This is a genomic window from Luteolibacter sp. LG18 (assembly GCF_036322585.1).
In the GTDB taxonomy this organism is placed as follows: Bacteria; Verrucomicrobiota; Verrucomicrobiia; order Verrucomicrobiales; family Akkermansiaceae; genus Luteolibacter.
In genome coordinates, this window is record NZ_AP024600.1 from 4,112,472 (window position 1) to 4,130,953 (window position 18,482).

16 protein-coding genes are annotated in these 18,482 nt (G+C 63.6%); 5 read left to right on the top strand and 11 right to left on the bottom strand.

Annotated elements, in window-relative coordinates:
• Entirely contained in the window at positions 1 to 2,052 is a 2,052-nt protein-coding gene (locus llg_RS16280; RefSeq protein WP_338285785.1) for a DUF3500 domain-containing protein, read from the bottom strand.
• A gap of 120 nt (positions 2,053 to 2,172) precedes the next feature.
• Here llg_RS16280 and llg_RS16285 point away from each other — a divergent pair, with 120 nt between their 5' ends.
• Together llg_RS16285 and llg_RS16290 are read left to right on the top strand one after the other, a co-directional pair.
• Positions 2,173 to 3,855: a HAMP domain-containing sensor histidine kinase gene (locus llg_RS16285; protein ID WP_338285786.1), complete on the top strand. Its 1,683-nt coding sequence runs from the start codon at positions 2,173 to 2,175 to the stop codon at positions 3,853 to 3,855.
• Positions 3,852 to 4,535, top strand: a complete 684-nt coding sequence (locus llg_RS16290; RefSeq protein WP_338285787.1) for a response regulator transcription factor — start codon at positions 3,852 to 3,854, stop codon at positions 4,533 to 4,535. Before llg_RS16285 ends, llg_RS16290 begins: the two co-directional genes overlap by 4 nt.
• A gap of 1 nt (position 4,536) precedes the next feature.
• Here llg_RS16290 and llg_RS16295 read toward each other — a convergent pair whose 3' ends face one another.
• Together llg_RS16295 and llg_RS16300 are read right to left on the bottom strand one after the other, a co-directional pair.
• Positions 4,537 to 5,808, bottom strand: coding sequence for a LamG domain-containing protein (locus llg_RS16295; RefSeq protein ID WP_338285788.1), 1,272 nt, complete (start codon positions 5,806 to 5,808; stop codon positions 4,537 to 4,539).
• A 128-nt stretch (positions 5,809 to 5,936) separates the two neighbouring features.
• Positions 5,937 to 6,728 (bottom strand): NIPSNAP family protein, encoded by a 792-nt coding sequence (locus llg_RS16300; protein ID WP_338285790.1) that lies wholly within the window; start codon positions 6,726 to 6,728, stop codon positions 5,937 to 5,939.
• Positions 6,729 to 6,830: 102 nt separating this feature from the next.
• Between llg_RS16300 and llg_RS16305 the strand changes: the two genes are divergently transcribed.
• Positions 6,831 to 7,133, top strand: a complete 303-nt coding sequence (locus llg_RS16305; RefSeq protein WP_338285791.1) for a hypothetical protein — start codon at positions 6,831 to 6,833, stop codon at positions 7,131 to 7,133.
• Here the strand turns inward: llg_RS16305 and llg_RS16310 are convergent, their stop codons facing one another.
• Positions 7,134 to 7,994 carry an arylamine N-acetyltransferase gene (locus llg_RS16310; protein WP_338285792.1) on the bottom strand — a complete coding sequence of 287 codons (861 nt, stop codon included), beginning with the start codon at positions 7,992 to 7,994 and terminating at the stop codon, positions 7,134 to 7,136.
• Positions 7,995 to 8,172: 178 nt separating this feature from the next.
• Between llg_RS16310 and llg_RS16315 the strand changes: the two genes are divergently transcribed.
• On the top strand, positions 8,173 to 9,231 hold the full coding sequence (locus llg_RS16315) for a thiamine pyrophosphate-dependent dehydrogenase E1 component subunit alpha (protein WP_338285793.1): 1,059 nt from the start codon (positions 8,173 to 8,175) through the stop codon (positions 9,229 to 9,231).
• Positions 9,232 to 9,238: 7 nt separating this feature from the next.
• On the opposite strand, the gene llg_RS16320 is transcribed toward llg_RS16315, so the two are convergent.
• Complete coding sequence (locus llg_RS16320) at positions 9,239 to 10,513, bottom strand: putative sensor domain DACNV-containing protein (RefSeq protein WP_338285794.1); 1,275 nt, start codon at positions 10,511 to 10,513, stop codon at positions 9,239 to 9,241.
• Between the two features lie 100 nt (positions 10,514 to 10,613).
• Here llg_RS16320 and llg_RS16325 point away from each other — a divergent pair, with 100 nt between their 5' ends.
• Positions 10,614 to 12,071, top strand: coding sequence for a neutral/alkaline non-lysosomal ceramidase N-terminal domain-containing protein (locus llg_RS16325; protein ID WP_338285795.1), 1,458 nt, complete (start codon positions 10,614 to 10,616; stop codon positions 12,069 to 12,071).
• Positions 12,072 to 12,481: 410 nt separating this feature from the next.
• Here llg_RS16325 and llg_RS16330 read toward each other — a convergent pair whose 3' ends face one another.
• The 6 genes from llg_RS16330 to llg_RS16355 all read right to left on the bottom strand — a co-directional run bounded on the left by llg_RS16330 (position 12,482) and on the right by llg_RS16355 (position 18,477).
• On the bottom strand, positions 12,482 to 12,835 hold the full coding sequence (locus llg_RS16330; RefSeq protein ID WP_338285797.1) for a hypothetical protein: 354 nt from the start codon (positions 12,833 to 12,835) through the stop codon (positions 12,482 to 12,484).
• A gap of 244 nt (positions 12,836 to 13,079) precedes the next feature.
• Positions 13,080 to 13,376: a hypothetical protein gene (locus llg_RS16335; protein ID WP_338285798.1), complete on the bottom strand. Its 297-nt coding sequence runs from the start codon at positions 13,374 to 13,376 to the stop codon at positions 13,080 to 13,082.
• Between the two features lie 929 nt (positions 13,377 to 14,305).
• Positions 14,306 to 15,907 (bottom strand): IS66 family transposase, encoded by a 1,602-nt coding sequence (locus llg_RS16340; RefSeq protein ID WP_338285274.1) that lies wholly within the window; start codon positions 15,905 to 15,907, stop codon positions 14,306 to 14,308.
• Positions 15,908 to 15,958: 51 nt separating this feature from the next.
• Positions 15,959 to 16,312: an IS66 family insertion sequence element accessory protein TnpB gene (gene tnpB / locus llg_RS16345; protein WP_338285275.1), complete on the bottom strand. Its 354-nt coding sequence runs from the start codon at positions 16,310 to 16,312 to the stop codon at positions 15,959 to 15,961.
• On the bottom strand, positions 16,306 to 16,707 hold the full coding sequence (locus llg_RS16350; protein ID WP_338285276.1) for a hypothetical protein: 402 nt from the start codon (positions 16,705 to 16,707) through the stop codon (positions 16,306 to 16,308). Before llg_RS16350 ends, tnpB begins: the two co-directional genes overlap by 7 nt.
• A 168-nt stretch (positions 16,708 to 16,875) precedes the next feature.
• Positions 16,876 to 18,477 carry an IS66 family transposase gene (locus llg_RS16355; protein ID WP_338285799.1) on the bottom strand — a complete coding sequence of 534 codons (1,602 nt, stop codon included), beginning with the start codon at positions 18,475 to 18,477 and terminating at the stop codon, positions 16,876 to 16,878.
• Between the last annotated feature and the right edge of the window lie 5 nt (positions 18,478 to 18,482).

The window sequence follows — 18,482 nt, forward strand, 5'->3', positions numbered from 1 at the left end:
TCAGGGATTGTAGGTGGCCTTCAACCGCGCGAACCGTTTTGAAGGCGTGGCCGGGAGGACCGCTTTCACGTGGTTCACGGTGCTGGTCGTGGCGGTGGTGGTGATCGTCACGCCGTCGGTACCGGACACCGCCGTGGTCCAGGTGGTGAGATCGGCGGAGTATTGGACGTAGCAGTTGACCGACCCGAGCGGGTTGACGGTGTTGAAATCGAGCACCATCGATTTGACGCCGCTGACCGTGGCATAGCTCACCACTGGCAGGATGGAGGTGTTGTAGGTGGTGGGGACTCCACCCAGGACGAACTCCAGCAGTGTGGGCGCGCCGTCCTGGTCGGCATCGAGGTTGGCGCTGGCCGAGGTGAGGCTGTAGGTGGCGAGGAAGGTATTGAACGGTTCGACGATGGTGACCGAGATGCTCTTGGTGGCGGCGCCGCTCGCGGCGTCCGTGACCTTGGCGGTGAACGTGAAGGTGCCCGCGGCGGTGGGGGTGCCGCTGAGTGTTCCGGCCGAACTTAGTGTAGTGCCGGTGGGGACGCTTCCCGAGGCGAGGCTCCAGGTGTAGGGGCTGGTGCCGCTGCTGGCCGCCAGAGTCTGGGAATAGGCCGCGCCCACCGTGCCATCGGCCAGCGGGGAGGTGGTGGTGATGGTCGGATTCGAGACGATGGTCACCACGGCCGCGGCACTGGTGACGAGGCCGCCGGTGCTGATCACCTGCACGGTGTAGGAACCGGCATTCGCCGCGGCGGCGGAGGTGATGGCGAAGGAGGACGCGGTGGCCCCGGAGATGGCGGTGCCGTCCTTGAACCATTGATAGGTCAGGGTGGAGGTTCCCGTGCCAGCGGAAGCGGCGACCACGCTGAGGGTGGTCGAGCCACCGGTGGCGATCGATTGGCTGGTGGGCTGGGTGGTGATCGTGGGTGGGCGGACCGTGGTGCCGATGGTGGTCGATCCGTAGGCCGCACCATAGTCGGCCAGTTTGTCCCGCACCACTCCGTGGTCGTGGTAGCCGCTGGAATCGTAGACACCGCCTTGCACGCTGAACTCGATCCATAGGCGCGGGCCGTCCACGCGGAAATAGTTCGAGCTGGCCCGCATCAGCGTGTTGCTCCCCGCGTAGCCGACATAGGTCTCCGCGAGGGCGGCATCGCTTTCATAGACCGGCAGGAGTTCGGCGGCGATCGATGGGGCCATGAAATTGACCCACGATTCGATGTAGCTTTTCACCAGGGCCTGCTGGCTGCTGGTGAGCGACGAGTAAAGCTGGCCGCGGCCGGTGGTGGGATAGGCCTTCGGTTGGACGGTGTCGTGGTTGCTGGTAGTGCTGGGGCCGGAGCCGTTCGGGCCGAAGACCACGTCGCTGTATGTGCCGGAAAGAAGGGCGGAGGTGGTGAGGGTGGGGCGGAGGCTTTCCAGGATGGTGCGCTGGCTGCCGAGCGGGGCGTAGCTGCCGGTGGAGTCCGTCCACGAGTTCGGCTCGGTGCCCACGAACAGCGGGGTGCAACTGGTGTAGGTGCCGTTGTAGGTGAGATTGTAGGCCAGATGGTGGCCGCCGAACTGGAAGGTCCACGGCGAGGAGGTGGAAGGCGTGCCGACGAAGGCGATGAAGTACTTGTTGTAGCCCCACATGCTGCTGGTGGTGCCCTTCGCGTTGGTGACCTCGCCGCTGATGTAGCGGTCCCCGGCGCGGACATCGTCGATCAACTTCCGGCCGCTGGTGCTCAGGGCGGCGGTCGCCACGGCGAGCGCGTTGGTCTTGTTGGTGTCCGAGAGCGACGAGAAAATCAGGCCGTTGCGGGTCGCGCCGCTCAACGTGGTGGAGATGGGAACGTTCGACCAGACCTCGACGTTGGTGAGGGAGGCGTTGTAGATCGCCGAGGTATTGAGGGCGGACGATGAGCTGGAATCGATCGCGGTCTTTTGGGCGGTGGTCAGCGGGGCGAGGAAGGTGTTGGCGGCGGTGACCACCGCCTGGGTGTTCGCGGTGTCGGCCGCGGCGATGCCGGTGGCAGCGGCGGCGAGGAGGGTGAATCGGAGAGGGTGGATGGGGTTCATGGCAACGAGCTTTTCTCTGTTGCTATGAAGCATCCGGGGCGGCCCAATGTCGTGTTAAGGAGTGTTAAGAACAGGGGCTTCCGTTTGCATTGTGTGATGCAATTCGGCTACGCTCCGTGCATGACCAGCCCCCTGCGACCCTCGACCCGCGAATGGGGATTCGTGGTCGTGATGGTGGTGGTCTGCTCGGTGCTGGCGGTGTTGCAATTCCGCTGGACCGGTGAAATCGCGGCGGCGGAGCGTGCCAGGTTGGGGGCCGGACTCGAGGAGCAGGCGACGCGGTTGAGCCAGGCGTTCGACGCGGAGCTGGCGACCGGGTGCGCGCGGCTGCTGCCCAAGGGAGCCGAGATTTCGAATGGCCGGCTGGAAGAGGCCTTCATCCGCCATCTCAAGGCCTGGAAGTCATCCGGCGCGGCTCCGATCTTCAGTCGGATCGCGGTGGCGGTGCCGGGGACGAAAGAGGTCGCGCTGTCCGAGCTCAACCAGCAACCTGAGGCGCTCGTGCCGATGGCCTGGCCCGCGGCATGGGAGGGCTTGCGGGGCAATCTCGCGAGGAAGTCGGCGGGCGGATCTCCTCCCTATCAGGATAGCACCGGACTGATCATCGAGTTTCCGATCCGTGGTGCGGGGATCGGTCCGGGTCCGCGGGGAGGGCCGCCGCCCGACGATGATTTCGGCATCGGGCTGGACCCGGAGCCGGGACCGCCGGTGGAGCTCGCGTGGATGATCTTCGAGATCGACCAGGACTACTTGAAGAACACCTGGCTGCCAGAGCTGGTCCGGACCTACCTGAATCCCGGGGAACAAGTCCTTCGGAACGCGAGGGTGGAGAATGGCGACCTCACGCTTTTCAGCAATGGTGGATCTTCCGGGAAAACGCATGGCGAGATCAGGGTGCCCATGAATCTCCAAGGGCGTGCCGCCGGGGTGCGGGCGGATCATCCGGTGAGCGGGGCTTGGTCGCTGGTGGTGGCCGAGCGCCCAGGCGAACTGGACCGGGTGGTGAGCGCCTCGCGGGCGCGGAATCTCGCGCTCGCCGTGGTGCTGAACCTCCTGATCCTGGTGGCGGGTGGATTGTTGGTCAGACAGACCCAGCGCTCGAGGCTGTTGGCGGAGGAACGGATGCGGTTCGTCGCGACGGTGTCCCACGAACTGCGCACGCCGCTGACGGTGATCCGCGGTGCCGCCCACAACTTGAAACGGGGCGTGGTGACGGAGCCGGAGAAGGTGAAGCAGTACTCCACGCTGATCGCGAAGCATGCCGATGACCTAGGCGAGATGATCGGGCAGGTGCTGGATTTCTCGTCCGCGGGCAAGGCGGGTTCGATTTCACGGAAGCCGGTGAGCATGGCCGAAGTGCTGCGCGACGCGCGCCTAGCCACCGAGGCAGATACCCGCGATTGTGTCGTGGAAGTGGATGGCCTCGAAACGCTGCCTCCGGTGAGCGGTGATCCGTCCGCGCTGCGGCGGGTGTTCCAGAACCTCCTCTCCAATGCGGCGAAGCATGGGGGTAGCGGAGGATGGATCGGTGTTTCGGCACGGGAGGTTGTTGGAAAAAGGGAGATCGAGGTGCGGGTCGCGGATCGCGGACCGGGCATTCATCCATCCGAATTGGCCGGGCTCTTCACGCCCTTTTTCCGCGGCGAGCGGGCACGTGCCACCCAGACGCGCGGCAGCGGTCTCGGGCTGAGCCTCGCGAAGGAAATCGTGGAAGCGCATGGCGGCCGGGTGGCCGCGGAGGCTTCGCCCGGGGGCGGGGCTTGTTTCATCGTGTGGCTTCCCGTCGACACCCGCTCCTCATGAACGCGCGCATCCTGCTGGTGGAGGACGAGCCCGGCATCGCCGAGGTGGTCTCGGATCTGTTGCAATCGGAGGGCCATGCCGTCGAGGTCGCGGCGGATGGCCGCGAGGGCCTGCGGATGGCGGGAGAGCGGGCGTATGATCTCCTGCTGTTGGACGTGATGTTGCCGGGGATCTCTGGATTCGAACTCTGTGATGCGGTGCGGGACCGGGGATTCGGTGGCGGCATCCTGATGCTCACCGCGCGCGGCGAGGTAGCGGATCGGGTGCAGGGCTTGAAGACCGGGGCGGATGACTACCTGGTGAAGCCGTTTGATCCCGATGAGCTGCTCGCGCGCATCGAGGCCCTGATGCGCCGTGTCGCGAAACCCGCCGCTGCCGGACCGGTAATGCGGTTTGGCTCTGTCACCGCGGACTTCGTCACCGGTGCGCTGTCGAAGAACGGCACGGTGGTCAATCTGGCGGCGAAGGAGCTGGAGCTGCTGCGCGTCCTCGCGAGCCACCCCGGGCGGGTGTTCTCGCGGGACGAGATCCTGCAGCGCGTTTGGCCGGAGCAGCCCTTCATCACCTCACGGACGGTGGATGTTCACATCGTGTGGCTGAGGCAGAAGATCGAGGAGGTTCCCCAGATGCCCCGCCACATCGTGACGGTGCGGGGCACGGGATACCGGTTCGACGGATAGATCAGGGCAACTGCCTCACCCGGTAGAATGCCTTGGGGTTCGATGCCGCGGAGGCTGTGGCATCGGTTACCGTGCGGGTGGTGGACAGCGGCCCGGTGAAGGTGGCTCCGAGAGACGTCCAAGTGCTTTCCAGCGAGGTGTTCTGGTACTCGGCCTGGTAGGTCTTGCCGGGCACCAGGTTGATCGCGGTGAAGCTGAAACCGGTTCCGGAGAGTTTCGGTGCGGTGGCTTGCAGCGCGCCGAGGGTGGTGACGGGCAGCGAGGCGGTCTCCGTGGCGGTGGGAGTGGTCACCGTTAAAGTGTAGGTGGTGGTGCCAGGGTCGACCGGCGTGGTGGTCACGCTGGTTTGACCGGTGACGATTCCGATCCCGTGGTCGATGGACAGTTCCGTGGCCCCGATCGTTTGCCAGCTCAGGGAGGAGGTCATGCCCGGTCCGATGATCTCGGGATCGGCATCGAAGGCGGCGATGGCCGAGGCGTTGGTGACGCCGCTGTTGTAAAGGTCGAGGGTTTCCTGGGCGGTGAGGCCGATGTCGTAGATCCGCAGGTCATCGAGGTAGCCGGTGAAATTCCGGGTGGCGTCCCAGTAGCTGTCTCCGATGCGTAGGTTGCTCGTGGCGGTGTTGATGGCGGCGTCGGAGCCCTGGTTGGAATGCGGCACGGGCACGCCGTCGATGTAGAAGACCGTGTTGCGGACAGTGGTGGCGAGGTTCGGCACCACCACGGCGACATGGTGCCACTTGTCGTCCCGCAGGGTGGTGAAGGACAATCCGGCGGTGGTGAAATCCGCGGCCGTGGTGGCGACGTAGCCGCCTTGGATCTCCAGGCGCAGGTTGCCATCGGCACCAGTTCCCAGGTCCAGGCGAATATCGAATCGCGCACCGGTTCCGGTTCCCGAGCCCATGCTGATCATGGTGGGAAAGGCGTGGGACTGGACCGGTTTCGCGCGCATCCAGAAGGCCACCGTGCGGATGTCGCTGGAGGTCCAGTTGTAGGTGTTGGAGGTCAGCGCGGAGTCATTGGTGCCCGCGGTGGTCCCGGCCTTGTCGGCGCGCAGTCTGAGGGAGGCGGAACCGAGTCGGCGGCTGTTGGAGGCGATCGATCCGCCGGAGCCGAGGGTGGCGAAGTTCGTGCCGTCACTCACGCTTTCCGGCGTGGTGGTGGAGCCAAGGGCCGACTCGAATCCGTAAAGCGTGGTCGGATCGAGCGCGGAGGCGGAGGAACAACAGAGGGCCAGGGCAGCAAGGCCGCCTGACAGGATGCGGGTTTTCATGGGTCGTTGGGTATTTTTGCAAGCGACGACCGGTGAGGCGCGACGGAACTGCCGCGCCGGGTCGCCGATATACCCATGACCGGGGAGGCGGACGTATTACGGAACGTTCGCCGTTTTTCCCAGGAGCCTTACTTGACCGGGGAATAATCGGTCGGGATCAACAGCACCGACTTCACACCATCCGGCACCACGGTGAGTGATCCTCCACCGGCCTTCTCCGATTCCGCCTTCACTTGCACCCACTCCGGATCGGCGCGGAAGGCGGTGAAGGATTTCTCCTGCGCCTCGGCGGATGCGTGCTGGAGGAGATAGACGAGGGTGTTGTCCGCGCCGGGTTCACCAGCCGCCGGGGTGGTGTAGAGGAAATTCGTCATGCCATGGCGCACGAAGAGATCCCGGGTATGGTCACGAAAGCGCTTCAGGAGCAGCGGCAGGTTGCCCGGGGTGGCGGTGTAGGTGCGGAGTTCGAAGACATGCGGTGTGCCCTTGGTCGTGCCCTTCGGCTCCGGCGAGAAATCGGTGGGCGTGAGGAAGCGGCTCTCGATCTTGCCCACCAGCTTGCCATTCACCTCGGAGGCTTCCTGGGCTGCCTTCCACTCCGGATCGGCCCCGAATTCCTTCCACGCCTTGTCGCGGGCGGTACGGTCGGGGAAGGAGAGGAGGTAGATGAGCAGGTTGTCCGGATTGTCCTTCGGCACCCAGTAGCCGACGTTGGTCATGCCGTGCTTGGTGAAAAGGGCCACGGTGTGCTCGCGGAAACGGGCGTTGAGGGCGTCGAGCTTGCCGGGTTCCGCGTGGTAGGTGCGGAGCTCGTAGAGGGGCGGGGCGGTCTTGGCGGGTTCCTCGGCGGAAGCGAGGCTGTTGGTGAGGACTCCGATCGCGAGGGCGGCCATGGATTTGAGGAGCGAAGGGCGGGGCATGGTGAGGGTTTACGGGCGTAAATGGGATCATCTCGCATGCCATGGTGACGAGCTTGTTCGCCCGGCCACCTTGACTTTCCCGACACCCGCCCCGACGGTGCCATGATGAAGCGATTCGTGGTCATGCTCGTGCCCCTGCTCCTGCTGGCGTCCTGCCAGCGCGAGTCGACGAAGGGGACGCCGGAGCCCGCTCCATCCTCGAAGCCCCTTCCGGACATCGGGGTGCCTGCGACCCTGATCGGCCTGACGCTCAAAGAAGCCGAAGAGCTGGCGGACAAGGCCAAGGTGCCCCACCGGGTGGTCTCGATCGACGGCCAGTCGCGGCCGGTGACGATGGATTACCGGCAGGACCGGCTGAACTTCACGGTGGTGAAGGGCATCGTGACCGGGGTGAAGAAGGGATGATCAGGCCTGCCCTTGTGCCATCGCCGTGCGGGATCCCGGCGGCGGGGGCGTGGGTTCATCGTCCGGGAGCAGGGAAACGATCTCCTCGCTCAGGCCGATGGTCTCCAACAGCAGGGAGCGGCGGCTTTCCGGCGTGGTCGGGACACGGGTGACCGAGCCATCCGCGTGGAGGGTGATGAGTTGACCGAAGGCGATGCCCACCACTTCGTCTCCGATGTTGAGACGCAGGGTGAGCTCGTGGTTGAAGGGGCTCCACGGACGGGTGCGCTCGTGGAGTTCTTGAAAATCGGCGTCGGTGGCGTCGAAGCGTTCGAGCCGGCATTCGAAGCCGTCCGTCTTGTGAAGGGGACGCCAGGCGATGTGATAGCGTCCGTCCCTCATGGCCACCTTGAGTCCCCAGGCGGGATGGACCACGGCGGTTTCCCGGTCCGGGACCAGCAGCAGGGGCTCGCCATACAGCATCGCGGAATCCACCAGATAGCGGTCGTTTCCGAAGACCACGGTCACGGTGCCATGGTTCGGCGGGATGTCCGGCGCGGCCATCATCGTGCCGATGCCGCGGACGGCGTCGAAGCCCAGGGCGGCGAGAAAGGTCTGGAGCGGTCCCGCACCCGCCCAGCAGGTGCCGCCGGTGCCGTGGGCCAGCCAGGCCAGGAAGTAGTCGACCGGATCACTGCCGGGAAGCGGCGCGGGATTGGCGGCCCGCATGTGGATCATTTTCCGCACGTTGTCGAAAGGCACGTGGCGGCCCCAAGCATCGTAGAGAGCGGTCAATCCGGCAAGGGTTAGGTCCGGCCGGGTTGTGAAGCCGAGTTGCTCCAACACGCGCTCGACGAGGGATTCGGGAAGGGGACCGGACATGGTGGCATTCCCGGAGATTCCGCCGGATCGTGCAATCTTGATTTTTTGGGAAACTGGTTTGTTAGGGGCTGAAAACGGCTTCGATCCTCCTCTGGGCGTTAAGTCTTTCCCGGATGTGTCATCCCAGCCTGTTGATTCTTCCTTGTTGGGGATAGTGTGATTCTGAAATGTTCGGAGGGTGAACTCTCCTTTCGCGGATTCAGCGGTCAATCTCGCGCTGACCCGTGAGGAGAAGGTCGATATCTACCGGTTGATGGTGCGGACCCGTCGGCTCGAACAAGCCGCGATCCTGGAATACTCCGCCGGCCAGATGGGCGGGTGGCTCAGTGTGCAGATCGGCCAGGAATCGATCGCAGCGGGCGTGCGCTCGCTGTTGGGGCCGGGGGATCATGTGATTGCCGGATATCGCGCCATCGGGCATGCGGTGGCGTCCGGGATGAGTATGGAGGCCTGTCTGGCGGAGCTTTTTGGAAAAGCCAGCGGTTGCGCGAAAGGAAAAGGGGGAATGATGGGCATGTTCCATCCGGCCGGACGATTCTGGGGCGGATATAGCGTGGCGGCGGCCCAGACCCCCTTGGCCGCCGGGCTGGCGTTCGCCCTGAAACTCCGGGACGAGAAAGGAGCCGTTTGTTGCTTCCTTGGAGATGGCGCGGTCAACCAAGGCTGTTTTCATGAAGCCTTGAACCTCGCCGGTCTTTTCGACCTGCCAGTGATCTACATCATCGAGAACAACGGGTTTGGCATGTGGACTTCGGTGAAACGGGCCTCCGCCTACCGCGATTGCCTGGCCAAGCGGGCGGAGGGTTATGCCATCGATTGGGATCTCATTCATGGCGACGATCTATATGAGATCCGCGCGAAGACCCATGTCGCGTTGCAGAGGGTCTATCGGGACGGGCGTCCGACCGTTCTGGAAATCGCCACCTACCGGTTCTATGGGCAATCGATTGCCGATGCGAACCAGCGGCTTTACCGCACTGTGGAGGAGATTGAGGAGAGGAAACTCCATCATGACCCCGTGGTGATCTGGCGCGACCAGTTGATCTCAGAAGGCGTTTTGGACGAAGAGTTGGCTCAGCGGATTTCAGACGAGGCCAAGGCTGAGTCGGTCGCCGCGCGAGCGTTTGCAAGGGAGGCGGACGCACCGCGGCTGGAGGACATCACCCGGGACGTCTACTGGGAGTCCGACCACGATACTCCCGCCAGCCGCGTGGGCTGGCATTTCTTCGACGCCTGACTGGAAGTCACACCACCGTGTGGGCCCAGAAGGTGACCGCTTCGCCCACGCTGGCGATCATGCGGACGTGGCTGTCCTGGGAAATGACGAATCCGATCACGGAAGGTTCCACCGAACACAGGCGGTAGACCGCGCGGTGGCGGGTGCCGTCGTTCTGGACGTTCCAGTTGCTGACATGGGTGCCATCGAGGTCGTGGGCCTGGCCGACCTGGAAGACGTTCCGGTCGACGCGGATTTCGCCGCCGAATCCGATCACGCACAGGCGCTGGTCGAGCACGAGAGCGCCATCCACCTGCATCATGTCCGAGAAGAAACGGGCCAGTTCGAAGAAGGCCTCCTCCAGCCGGTCGAGCTCCGGATCGCGGCTGTTCCGGAAGACCTGCCAGGCGTCCTCCACGGAGGCGTTTTCGGGGCAGAGCTGGCCCACGCGGCGGATGATCGCCTGGAGCAGCCGCCGGAAGCGCATGCCCGCCACATCCGGGGTGGCGGAGTATTTGCAATCGATCCAGCGGGTGGAGGCTTCGAGCCCCTCCTCGCCTGCGGGCAGGAACACCAAACTGCCACCGTGACCGCTGGTGCGGACGAGGTTGATGATCCGCTTCACGAACTGGAGCGAGATCAGGTGGGCGAGCTCGGCGTAGGATTCGCTGTCCAGCGTGGGGACCAGGCAGCCGGGATCGAACTCGGAGACGAGGCCGCGCCGCAGGTGGGCGAAGCGGTCGCTGAGCAGTCGGGACTGGAACACGTCCATCCGCGGGCCGTGGAACTCCCGGCCACGCCACTCGGCCAGCAGGTTGTAGCCCTCATAAAAAAGCAGCCAGCCGGGATCGCGGACGTGGATCACGGGGTAGGGGACGTCATTTCCCATGGGCTTCCGCCCGCCCGCGACGAGGTTCATCCAGCGCGGTCCGGTATTGAGGATGCCCCAGATTCTCAATCCCTTGTCGCGATCCGGCCACACCGCGACCACCGAGTGGAAGAAGCTGGCGGCGGGGCTCAGGCGTTTCACCTCGTTGGCGGTGAGCTTCGCGGGAACGGTGAAGCGGACGGCGTGGATGCCATCCGGGGGGCCATCGGCATCGGCGAAGGCATCGGGCGGGGCCAGCATCACCCGCGCGCGGACGGATCTGCCCTCCTCTTTCAGCAGGCTGGCGGCGTAGAGGGTGTCGCAGATGTCGTGGATTTCCCGCTCGGTGGGGCATTCCGGGTGGCTTTCCAACAGGCCGTGGAGCTGGAGAATCAAGCCCTGGAGGGTTGGTTCGGGAAGCGGCGCGGCGGGCATGGGACCACGCTGCTGCGTCCCGGCCGGAAATCAAGGCGGCTTCACGGGAGTTGGCGAATTGGATTGGACACCGGCGGGCGGGTGATGAGGATGATGGCCCGTGAAGCACCCCTCGGACGAGACCTTGGACAGCACTGAAGAACAGAAGGGGAAACCGCGCCGCGGTTGCCTGGCCCGGCTGGGTCGTGTGGCGCTGTATGGAATCGGCCTGCTGGCCCTCATCGTGGCGGTGAGCGTGAAGCCCGTGGACCGCGAACCCTATTTCACGACCGGCTATTACAATGGCACGAAGAAGGGCTTCGATGACACGTCGAAAGCCTATCAGCCGGTCTCCGGCGCGCTGAAGGCGGGCTTTGGGAAGGCCAAGCTCTCGCCGGAGCTGGGAGCGGCCCAGGACGATCCGGTGCATGGCAAGTTCAAGTGGCTGCCGATGGCGGGCTACAACCCGCGCGGCGGGAAACCGGCGGAAGGCGTGCACGACGACCTGTGGGCAAAGGCCATCGCCTTCGAGGTGAACGGGCACAGGCTAGTCATGCTGCGCCTGGATGCCCTGATCATCCCGCGGGAAGTGTCCGAGGAGGTGGTGAAGGCGCTGGGGGAGAAGCACGGGCTGAAGCGCGAGGAGATCTATTTTTCCGCCACCCACACCCACAGCGGCATCGGCGGCTGGGGCCCGGATCCGATTTCGAAAGCCTTCGGCGGCGGCTTCAACGCGGGCATTCCCAAGTGGTTCGCCACCCAACTGGTGGCCGCGGCCGGGGATGCGCTGGGCAACCTGCAACCGGCGTCGCTGGGAAGCGGCCGCTTCCACGAGCCGGACTACGTCCGCAACCGCTTGGCGAAGGATCGCGGCCGCATCGATGACGAGTTCAGCTACCTGATGGTGAAGCAACAGGGTGGCACCACCGGCGTGATCGGGGTCTACAACGCCCATGCCACCTGCCTGCCGGGGGAAAACATGCAGCTCAGCGCGGATTATCCCGGCTACTGGGAGCGCCGTATCGAGGAAAAGACCGGCGGTTTCGCGATGTATCTGGCGGGTGCCGTGGGCAGCCACGGTCCCGAATACGGGTTCCGCGGCTTCGAGGGCGCGCAGAAGATGGGCGAGGCCCTGGCGGAGGATGTCTTGAAGCGATTGCCAGAGACGAAGCTTTCGCCGGAAACGACGCTGGGCACCTTCGGCCTCGACCTGGAACTCCCGGAATCCCAGGTCCGCGTGACCGATACCTGGCGGCTGCGGCCGATGGTCACCCGCAGGCTCATCCCGGTGGAGCAGAAGACCTACCTGCAGGTGGCGCGCCTCGGCGATGGCCTGTGGTTCTCCACGCCCTGCGATTTCAGCGGCGAACTCGCGCTCGACCTGAAGGCCCCGCTGGAACTGCGCGGCTATCATGCCACGGTGACCAGCTTCAACGGCGACTACATCGGCTACGTGGTGCCGCAGCACTACTTCGACTACACGAAGTACGAGTCCCGTGCGATGTCCTTCTACGGCCCCTATGTCTCGCCCCACTTCATGGACTGGATGCGCCGGATGTCCGACGTGGTGGCGAAGTAAAGGAGTTGAGCCTTCAGGCGAGGAGGGTCTTTAGAGGGAGGCGGAGGCTCTGGAGTTCCCGTGGCCGCCGGCAACGGCCCTCACCCGATCGGCGACAGCCCATGGAGTGGGTGGACCTTGGGTTGGAGCGTTCGGCATGGTAAGACCGCAAGCCGTCACAAGCCGCTGCGTAAGTCTTTTCAATGGGCCCGCCGGACATGGCGGTCAAAGTTGTCGGTGCTCACGGGCTGTTTGCAGAGGGGACAGAGGACTTGCTTCCCGAGCCTGCCGTCAGCGCGCCAGAGGCGGAATTGTGCGAGCAGCCGCTCCTTTTTCATCACGACCGACGGTCCCGGACCGCCGCCATCGGCCATTCTTGCACTGCCTGCGCTGATATCCCTGTGATCCATTGGTTGGCGCGTGGGTTCATTTTAAGTTGTATGTTCGAAGGAAATATTTGCCACCATTTTGTCGCATTCTTCCGGTTCCTCCCCCTGATCACCCCAGTTCGAGAGGTATGTAATCAGATAAATGCTTGATCCATTGCTGTAATACCAAATTCTGATGTAGTCGCTGCCGACGTGATAGCTTTTTTCTGATATCATTATTTTTCCGATTTGTGAAAAATTATTAAATCCTTCAACGGAAAATTTTTGGCAAGCGAATGATTCTCTCATTTCTATCAGGTCGACTAAAGTGATTTCTGGTTTTTTGCCGGATTTGTAATCTGCTCCGGAGAACTGAAACGCTCCCATGCCTGATTCTTTTGCTAAGGTGAAAGGCATTTGTGTGTTGGAGTAATCGGTAATGTCTGACCATCCGTTCGATGCTGCTACGCGCAGATTGCCAATTTAGTGTATATTGTTCATTTCAATTTTCCGGTTCGCGGATCATACGGCAGCATTTGAGTCGGCTCTTCCCACTTTCTTGCCTGATCGCTCTTGAATGTCTTTCGCCCTCCGGCCGTATCGGGTTTGAAATCGCCATGGTTGGCTTCCGGACTCCAGTTGGAACCCGTAAATCGTTTTTTCAATGCGTCCGCCGGACATGGCGGTCGAAGTTGTCGGTGCTCACGGGGTGTTTGCAGATGGGACAGCGAACTTGCTTGCCGAGCTTGCCGTCAGCACGCCAGAGGCGGAATTGTGCGAGCGGCCGCTCCTTTTTCATCACGACCGACGGTCCCGGGCCGCCGCCATCGGCCATCCTTGCACTGCCCGCGCTGACATCGCTGCGATTCGGTTTCGAGGTGGAACCTTTCCGCGCGCTACCGCCCGGGCGACAGGTCCAGCCGCTGGATTGCTCGAAGCGATTGGCTTTTTTTGACATGGGGTGAATGGCGTGCTGGAAATTCGGCGACATCGTTCGAGCGGGCGCATCCATACCGGATTCTTTACTTCAAATGGGTTTTACAGGGACAAGCGCCGTGAGGCGGGCAAGGCGTTTGGGTATTGCGTCAGAGTAGGTGGGTTGATCCGGTCCATGAAGACCGGGTGGCACGTTCACTGCGGTTGGTTGCCACTATTTTCAAGCCACGCGCGTGCCTCCTTCCGAATTAGACCACTGCTTAATGCTCCTTCTCTATATTTTTGGCGAAAGCATTCCACAGAATCGGACAAATTTACAAGCGCAGGGATACATTCCTTTTCGATGATGGCACCCAACAGCCTTGCAGGGGTCGGTTGTTCGGGTAGCGACAACGTGCCGCCATCAATTACTACCTCTCGCCACTGAGGGAATAATCTCTCCAGCCTGTAATACATATGGGTTCTCTCCACTCTCTGAGGCGCATCGCCAGCAATCTCTTTTAGCCAAAATCCGACATTTATGAAATATTGATCACTGTGTTCCAGTTTCTGAGTCTCGACTAAAATGATGGCTGCGCATCCATCGAATCGCAGCTTCTTGGTCGCTTTCTTGAAGCCGTTCGAAACAAATGCGTTTTCAACAATGGATTTGAATTCATGATTGTTCAGCTTTTCTTTGACTGGTAGTTATCTACCTTGCTAGAGGTGGTTTCAAAAGTCTGAATCGGGGCTTGTACGGCCCGGCCTTGTGTCTATGAACAGAGAGCGTGCTCTACGAGTTCATGATCGATGGGGTGTGGGGACGCGTCTCTCCGCTTCTGCCAGACACCAACTCTTTCGGCCGCCCACGTTGCGCCGACCGCGATGTTCTCGAAGGAATCCTCTGGGTGCTCAAAACAGGGTAAGCGCTCCATGCGGCCTCTCTTGACCGAGGATGCATGAAGCCGCTTTTCAGGACGCAGCTTGGATCGGCACGAGCACCTCGTTCGTAGGCTGCCAGTTCTTCGGGAGCAAGGCGTCGATTTCCGAGGCCTTCATCCCGGGCAGGCGTTCGAGAACGTCCCGCAGGTAGGCATACGGTTCGTGGCCGTGTCGCTTCGCGCTCTCGATGAGCGTGTAGAGGATGGCGCTGCGGTCCCCGGTGTCCTCGCCTCCGACGAACATCCAGTTCTTCTTGCCCACCGCCGTCGGACGGATCGCGTTCTCGGTGAGGTTGGTGTCGATTTCCGCTTTTCCGTGGCGGACGAAGGTTTCGAGCTTCTGCCACAGCGCGAGGGTGTAATCGATGGCTCGTCCCAGCGGACTCTTCGGCAACACGGACACGTTGGCACGCAGCCGCTGCAGGTCGAGGCGGAAGCCTTCGAGGATCGGGATGCTTTGCTCCCGACGTATGGCAGCCCGTTCCTCTGGCCCTGCCCGGGTTTGGCGTAGTTCCTTTTCGATGGCGTAGAGGCCGCCGATGGCTTTGAGCGGTCCGGCCGCGAGGGTCTGCCCGCTTTGATACGCTTCGTGGAACTTGCGCCGGGCGTGGGCCCAACAGGCGGCCTGCGTGATCTCCGGATGCCGGGCGGCGTAGGTGTCGTAGGCGCGATACCCGTCGCTCTGGAGGATGCCGCTGAACCCGACGAGCAGATCATTCAGGCAAGCGCTGCCGCGGCTGGTGCGCCACTGGTAGAGGACATCGCCGCCAGGGCGGTGCAGGGTCCAAAGATAGCCGAGACCGGTTTTGCCGGTGCCGGGGGCGAGGTATTTGACCGGTGTCTCGTCGGCCTGGAGGTAATCGCCCGCGAGCAGGTCTTCATGGATGTGCCGGTAGAGCGGCTTGAGCCAGAAGGCGGCGAGTTCCGCCCAGCGACACAGCGTGTTGCGCCCGATGGCGACGCCATGTCGACGGGCGAGGATCTGTTCCTGACGGTAGAACGGCAAGTGGTCGCAGTATTTCGAGACGAGGGCGTGGGCGATGAGCGCCGGCGTGGCCGTGAGGCCGTCCTGAAGCCGCGGCGGGAGTTTGGCGGTGACGGGGGCCGCATCGCGGTCGGCGACACGGACGTAGGTGGGCCGGATCAGGCGGCGGATGAAGATCCGGCCGGGCTGGTAGTCGAGTTGGTCGCTGCGTTCCTCTCCAATCCTGCGCCAAGCTTCCGGGCAGGCTTTGACCGGCTCGGGCAGCAGCACTTCCTCGACAACGGGCAGATGGTCGGGGATGCGCTCGCGGCGCGGCTTGCGATCAGGACGGGCGACGCTTGCTGCGCTGGCCTCCACCACCGGTGCGTCGCCGAAGGTCGGGGAGGCCGGGGCTTTTCCCGGCGGTTCACCCAGCAGGAGTTCGAGCTGGGCCGGGTCGAGCGCCTCGCTGCTCTTGCCGAAGAGTTTGCGCAACACCAGGTCAAGCTTCTGGCGCAAAAGGCCGATGAGTTCCTCCTGGTTGCGGAGCTGCTCGCGCTGGCTGTCGATCAGCTCGGCCTGGAGCTGATTCTGCTCGCGCAACAGCCCGAGGGTCTCCCGCAGGGAGGAGTTTTCCTCAAGTGGCTGTTGTTCGCGCTCGGGTGTCATCGGACGCGCACATGCTACGATGGATGGAGTAGTCCCCGGCAAGCCGGATGTTCACTCCCGCTCATACCACGGACGCATCCGCGCTCCCTTCAGGTCGATACCGTCGGTGAGCATGGCAAGGGCCTCCGGGGCGAGCTTGAGCTTGCCTCCGCGGCCATCCGACGGCTTCGGCCACGAGAAGGTACCCTTTTCAAGCCGTTTGGCGTGAACCCACAGGCCGGTGCCATCCCAATGGAGGAGCTTGATGCGATTGCGCGAGCGGTTCGAGAAGACGAAGACCGCTCCGCTGCGCGGGTCCTCGCCGAGCTGGCCTGTGACCAGCGCGTGGAGGCTGTCGAAGGACTTCCTCATGTCGCACGGCTCCAGCGCCAGGAAGACGCGCAGGCTGCCGGAGAGAGTCAGCACGGGCGGGTGGAGGTAAGATGGCGGAGCAGCTCCGCCACCCAGGCGAGGTGCTTGCGGTTGGCCACCTCGATGCGGGTGCCGTCGGCAAGCGTGACGCGCAGGGGCTCGGCGACGGCTGCCTGGACCGAAGGCTCCATGGGCGCGTCCACCACAACTTCGGCAAAGGAGTGTTGAACGGGTTCCGGTTCCTGCTGATCCCGGCGACGCTTCTGCACCCAGGTGGCGAAGGTCGGATACTTCAAGCCGTGTTGGCGGCAGAAGGCCATCGCCGACTGTCCGCCGCGCTCGAAGGCATCGAGCAGGGCCTCGCGTTGGGAGGGCTCGATCAGCACGCGGCCGCGGGAATCCGATCGGATCAAACCCGGCCCGCCACCGGGATCTACGATAGAGGTCATTCATGCCTATGTATCACCTCTATCGTAGGTCCGGGAACGGGGGGCGTGTGGAGCGCTTACAAAACAGGTGCCCGTTGGCGAGATCTTCCCAAGCACCTGCCCAGTGCCTCCACCTGCTGTAAGCGCTCCATGCGGCCTCTCTTGACCGAGGATGCATGAAGCCGCTTTTCAGGACGCAGGTTGGATCGGCACGAGCACCTCGTTCGTAGGCTGCCAGTTCTTCGGGAGCAAGGCGTCGATTTCCGAGGCCTTCATCCCGGGCAGGCGTTCGAGAACGTCCCGCAGGTAGGCATACGGTTCGTGGCCGTGTCGCTTCGCGCTCTCGATGAGCGTGTAGAGGATGGCGCTGCGGTCCCCGGTGTCCTCGCCTCCGACGAACATCCAGTTCTTCTTGCCCACCGCCGTCGGACGGATCGCGTTCTCGGTGAGGTTGGTGTCGATTTCCGCTTTTCCGTGGCGGACGAAGGTTTCGAGCTTCTGCCACAGCGCGAGGGTGTAATCGATGGCTCGTCCCAGCGGACTCTTCGGCAACACGGACACGTTGGCACGCAGCCGCTGCAGGTCGAGGCGGAAGCCTTCGAGGATCGGGATGCTTTGCTCCCGACGTATGGCAGCCCGTTCCTCTGGCCCTGCCCGGGTTTGGCGTAGTTCCTTTTCGATGGCGTAGAGGCCGCCGATGGCTTTGAGCGGTCCGGCCGCGAGGGTCTGCCCGCTTTGATACGCTTCGTGGAACTTGCGCCGGGCGTGGGCCCAACAGGCGGCCTGCGTGATCTCCGGATGCCGGGCGGCGTAGGTGTCGTAGGCGCGATACCCGTCGCTCTGGAGGATGCCGCTGAACCCGACGAGCAGATCATTCAGGCAAGCGCTGCCGCGGCTGGTGCGCCACTGGTAGAGGACATCGCCGCCAGGGCGGTGCAGGGTCCAAAGATAGCCGAGACCGGTTTTGCCGGTGCCGGGGGCGAGGTATTTGACCGGTGTCTCGTCGGCCTGGAGGTAATCGCCCGCGAGCAGGTCTTCATGGATGTGCCGGTAGAGCGGCTTGAGCCAGAAGGCGGCGAGTTCCGCCCAGCGACACAGCGTGTTGCGCCCGATGGCGACGCCATGTCGACGGGCGAGGATCTGTTCCTGACGGTAGAACGGCAAGTGGTCGCAGTATTTCGAGACGAGGGCGTGGGCGATGAGCGCCGGCGTGGCCGTGAGGCCGTCCTGAAGCCGCGGCGGGAGTTTGGCGGTGACGGGGGCCGCATCGCGGTCGGCGACACGGACGTAGGTGGGCCGGATCAGGCGGCGGATGAAGATCCGGCCGGGCTGGTAGTCGAGTTGGTCGCTGCGTTCCTCTCCAATCCTGCGCCAAGCTTCCGGGCAGGCTTTGACCGGCTCGGGCAGCAGCACTTCCTCGACAACGGGCAGATGGTCGGGGATGCGCTCGCGGCGCGGCTTGCGATCAGGACGGGCGACGCTTGCTGCGCTGGCCTCCACCACCGGTGCGTCGCCGAAGGTCGGGGAGGCCGGGGCTTTTCCCGGCGGTTCACCCAGCAGGAGTTCGAGCTGGGCCGGGTCGAGCGCCTCGCTGCTCTTGCCGAAGAGTTTGCGCAACACCAGGTCAAGCTTCTGGCGCAAAAGGCCGATGAGTTCCTCCTGGTTGCGGAGCTGCTCGCGCTGGCTGTCGATCAGCTCGGCCTGGAGCTGATTCTGCTCGCGCAACAGCCCGAGGGTCTCCCGCAGGGAGGAGTTTTCCTCAAGTGGCTGTTGTTCGCGCTCGGGTGTCATCGGAC

What these genes read in the sequence shown, in the direction of transcription:
- llg_RS16290 (WP_338285787.1), top strand. Translation starts at nt 3,852, where the DNA reads ATGAACGCGCGCATCCTGCTGGTGGAGGACGAGCCCGGCATCGCCGAG.
- llg_RS16305 (WP_338285791.1), top strand. Translation starts at nt 6,831, where the DNA reads ATGATGAAGCGATTCGTGGTCATGCTCGTGCCCCTGCTCCTGCTGGCG.
- llg_RS16295 (WP_338285788.1), bottom strand. Translation starts at nt 5,808, where the DNA reads ATGAAAACCCGCATCCTGTCAGGCGGCCTTGCTGCCCTGGCCCTCTGT.
- llg_RS16350 (WP_338285276.1), bottom strand. Translation starts at nt 16,707, where the DNA reads ATGACCTCTATCGTAGATCCCGGTGGCGGGCCGGGTTTGATCCGATCG.
- llg_RS16300 (WP_338285790.1), bottom strand. Translation starts at nt 6,728, where the DNA reads ATGCCCCGCCCTTCGCTCCTCAAATCCATGGCCGCCCTCGCGATCGGA.
- llg_RS16320 (WP_338285794.1), bottom strand. Translation starts at nt 10,513, where the DNA reads ATGCCCGCCGCGCCGCTTCCCGAACCAACCCTCCAGGGCTTGATTCTC.
- llg_RS16285 (WP_338285786.1), top strand. Translation starts at nt 2,173, where the DNA reads ATGACCAGCCCCCTGCGACCCTCGACCCGCGAATGGGGATTCGTGGTC.
- llg_RS16335 (WP_338285798.1), bottom strand. Translation starts at nt 13,376, where the DNA reads ATGTCAAAAAAAGCCAATCGCTTCGAGCAATCCAGCGGCTGGACCTGT.
- llg_RS16355 (WP_338285799.1), bottom strand. Translation starts at nt 18,477, where the DNA reads ATGACACCCGAGCGCGAACAACAGCCACTTGAGGAAAACTCCTCCCTG.
- llg_RS16310 (WP_338285792.1), bottom strand. Translation starts at nt 7,994, where the DNA reads ATGTCCGGTCCCCTTCCCGAATCCCTCGTCGAGCGCGTGTTGGAGCAA.
- llg_RS16280 (WP_338285785.1), bottom strand. Translation starts at nt 2,052, where the DNA reads ATGAACCCCATCCACCCTCTCCGATTCACCCTCCTCGCCGCCGCTGCC.
- llg_RS16330 (WP_338285797.1), bottom strand. Translation starts at nt 12,835, where the DNA reads ATGCCTTTCACCTTAGCAAAAGAATCAGGCATGGGAGCGTTTCAGTTC.
- llg_RS16340 (WP_338285274.1), bottom strand. Translation starts at nt 15,907, where the DNA reads ATGACACCCGAGCGCGAACAACAGCCACTTGAGGAAAACTCCTCCCTG.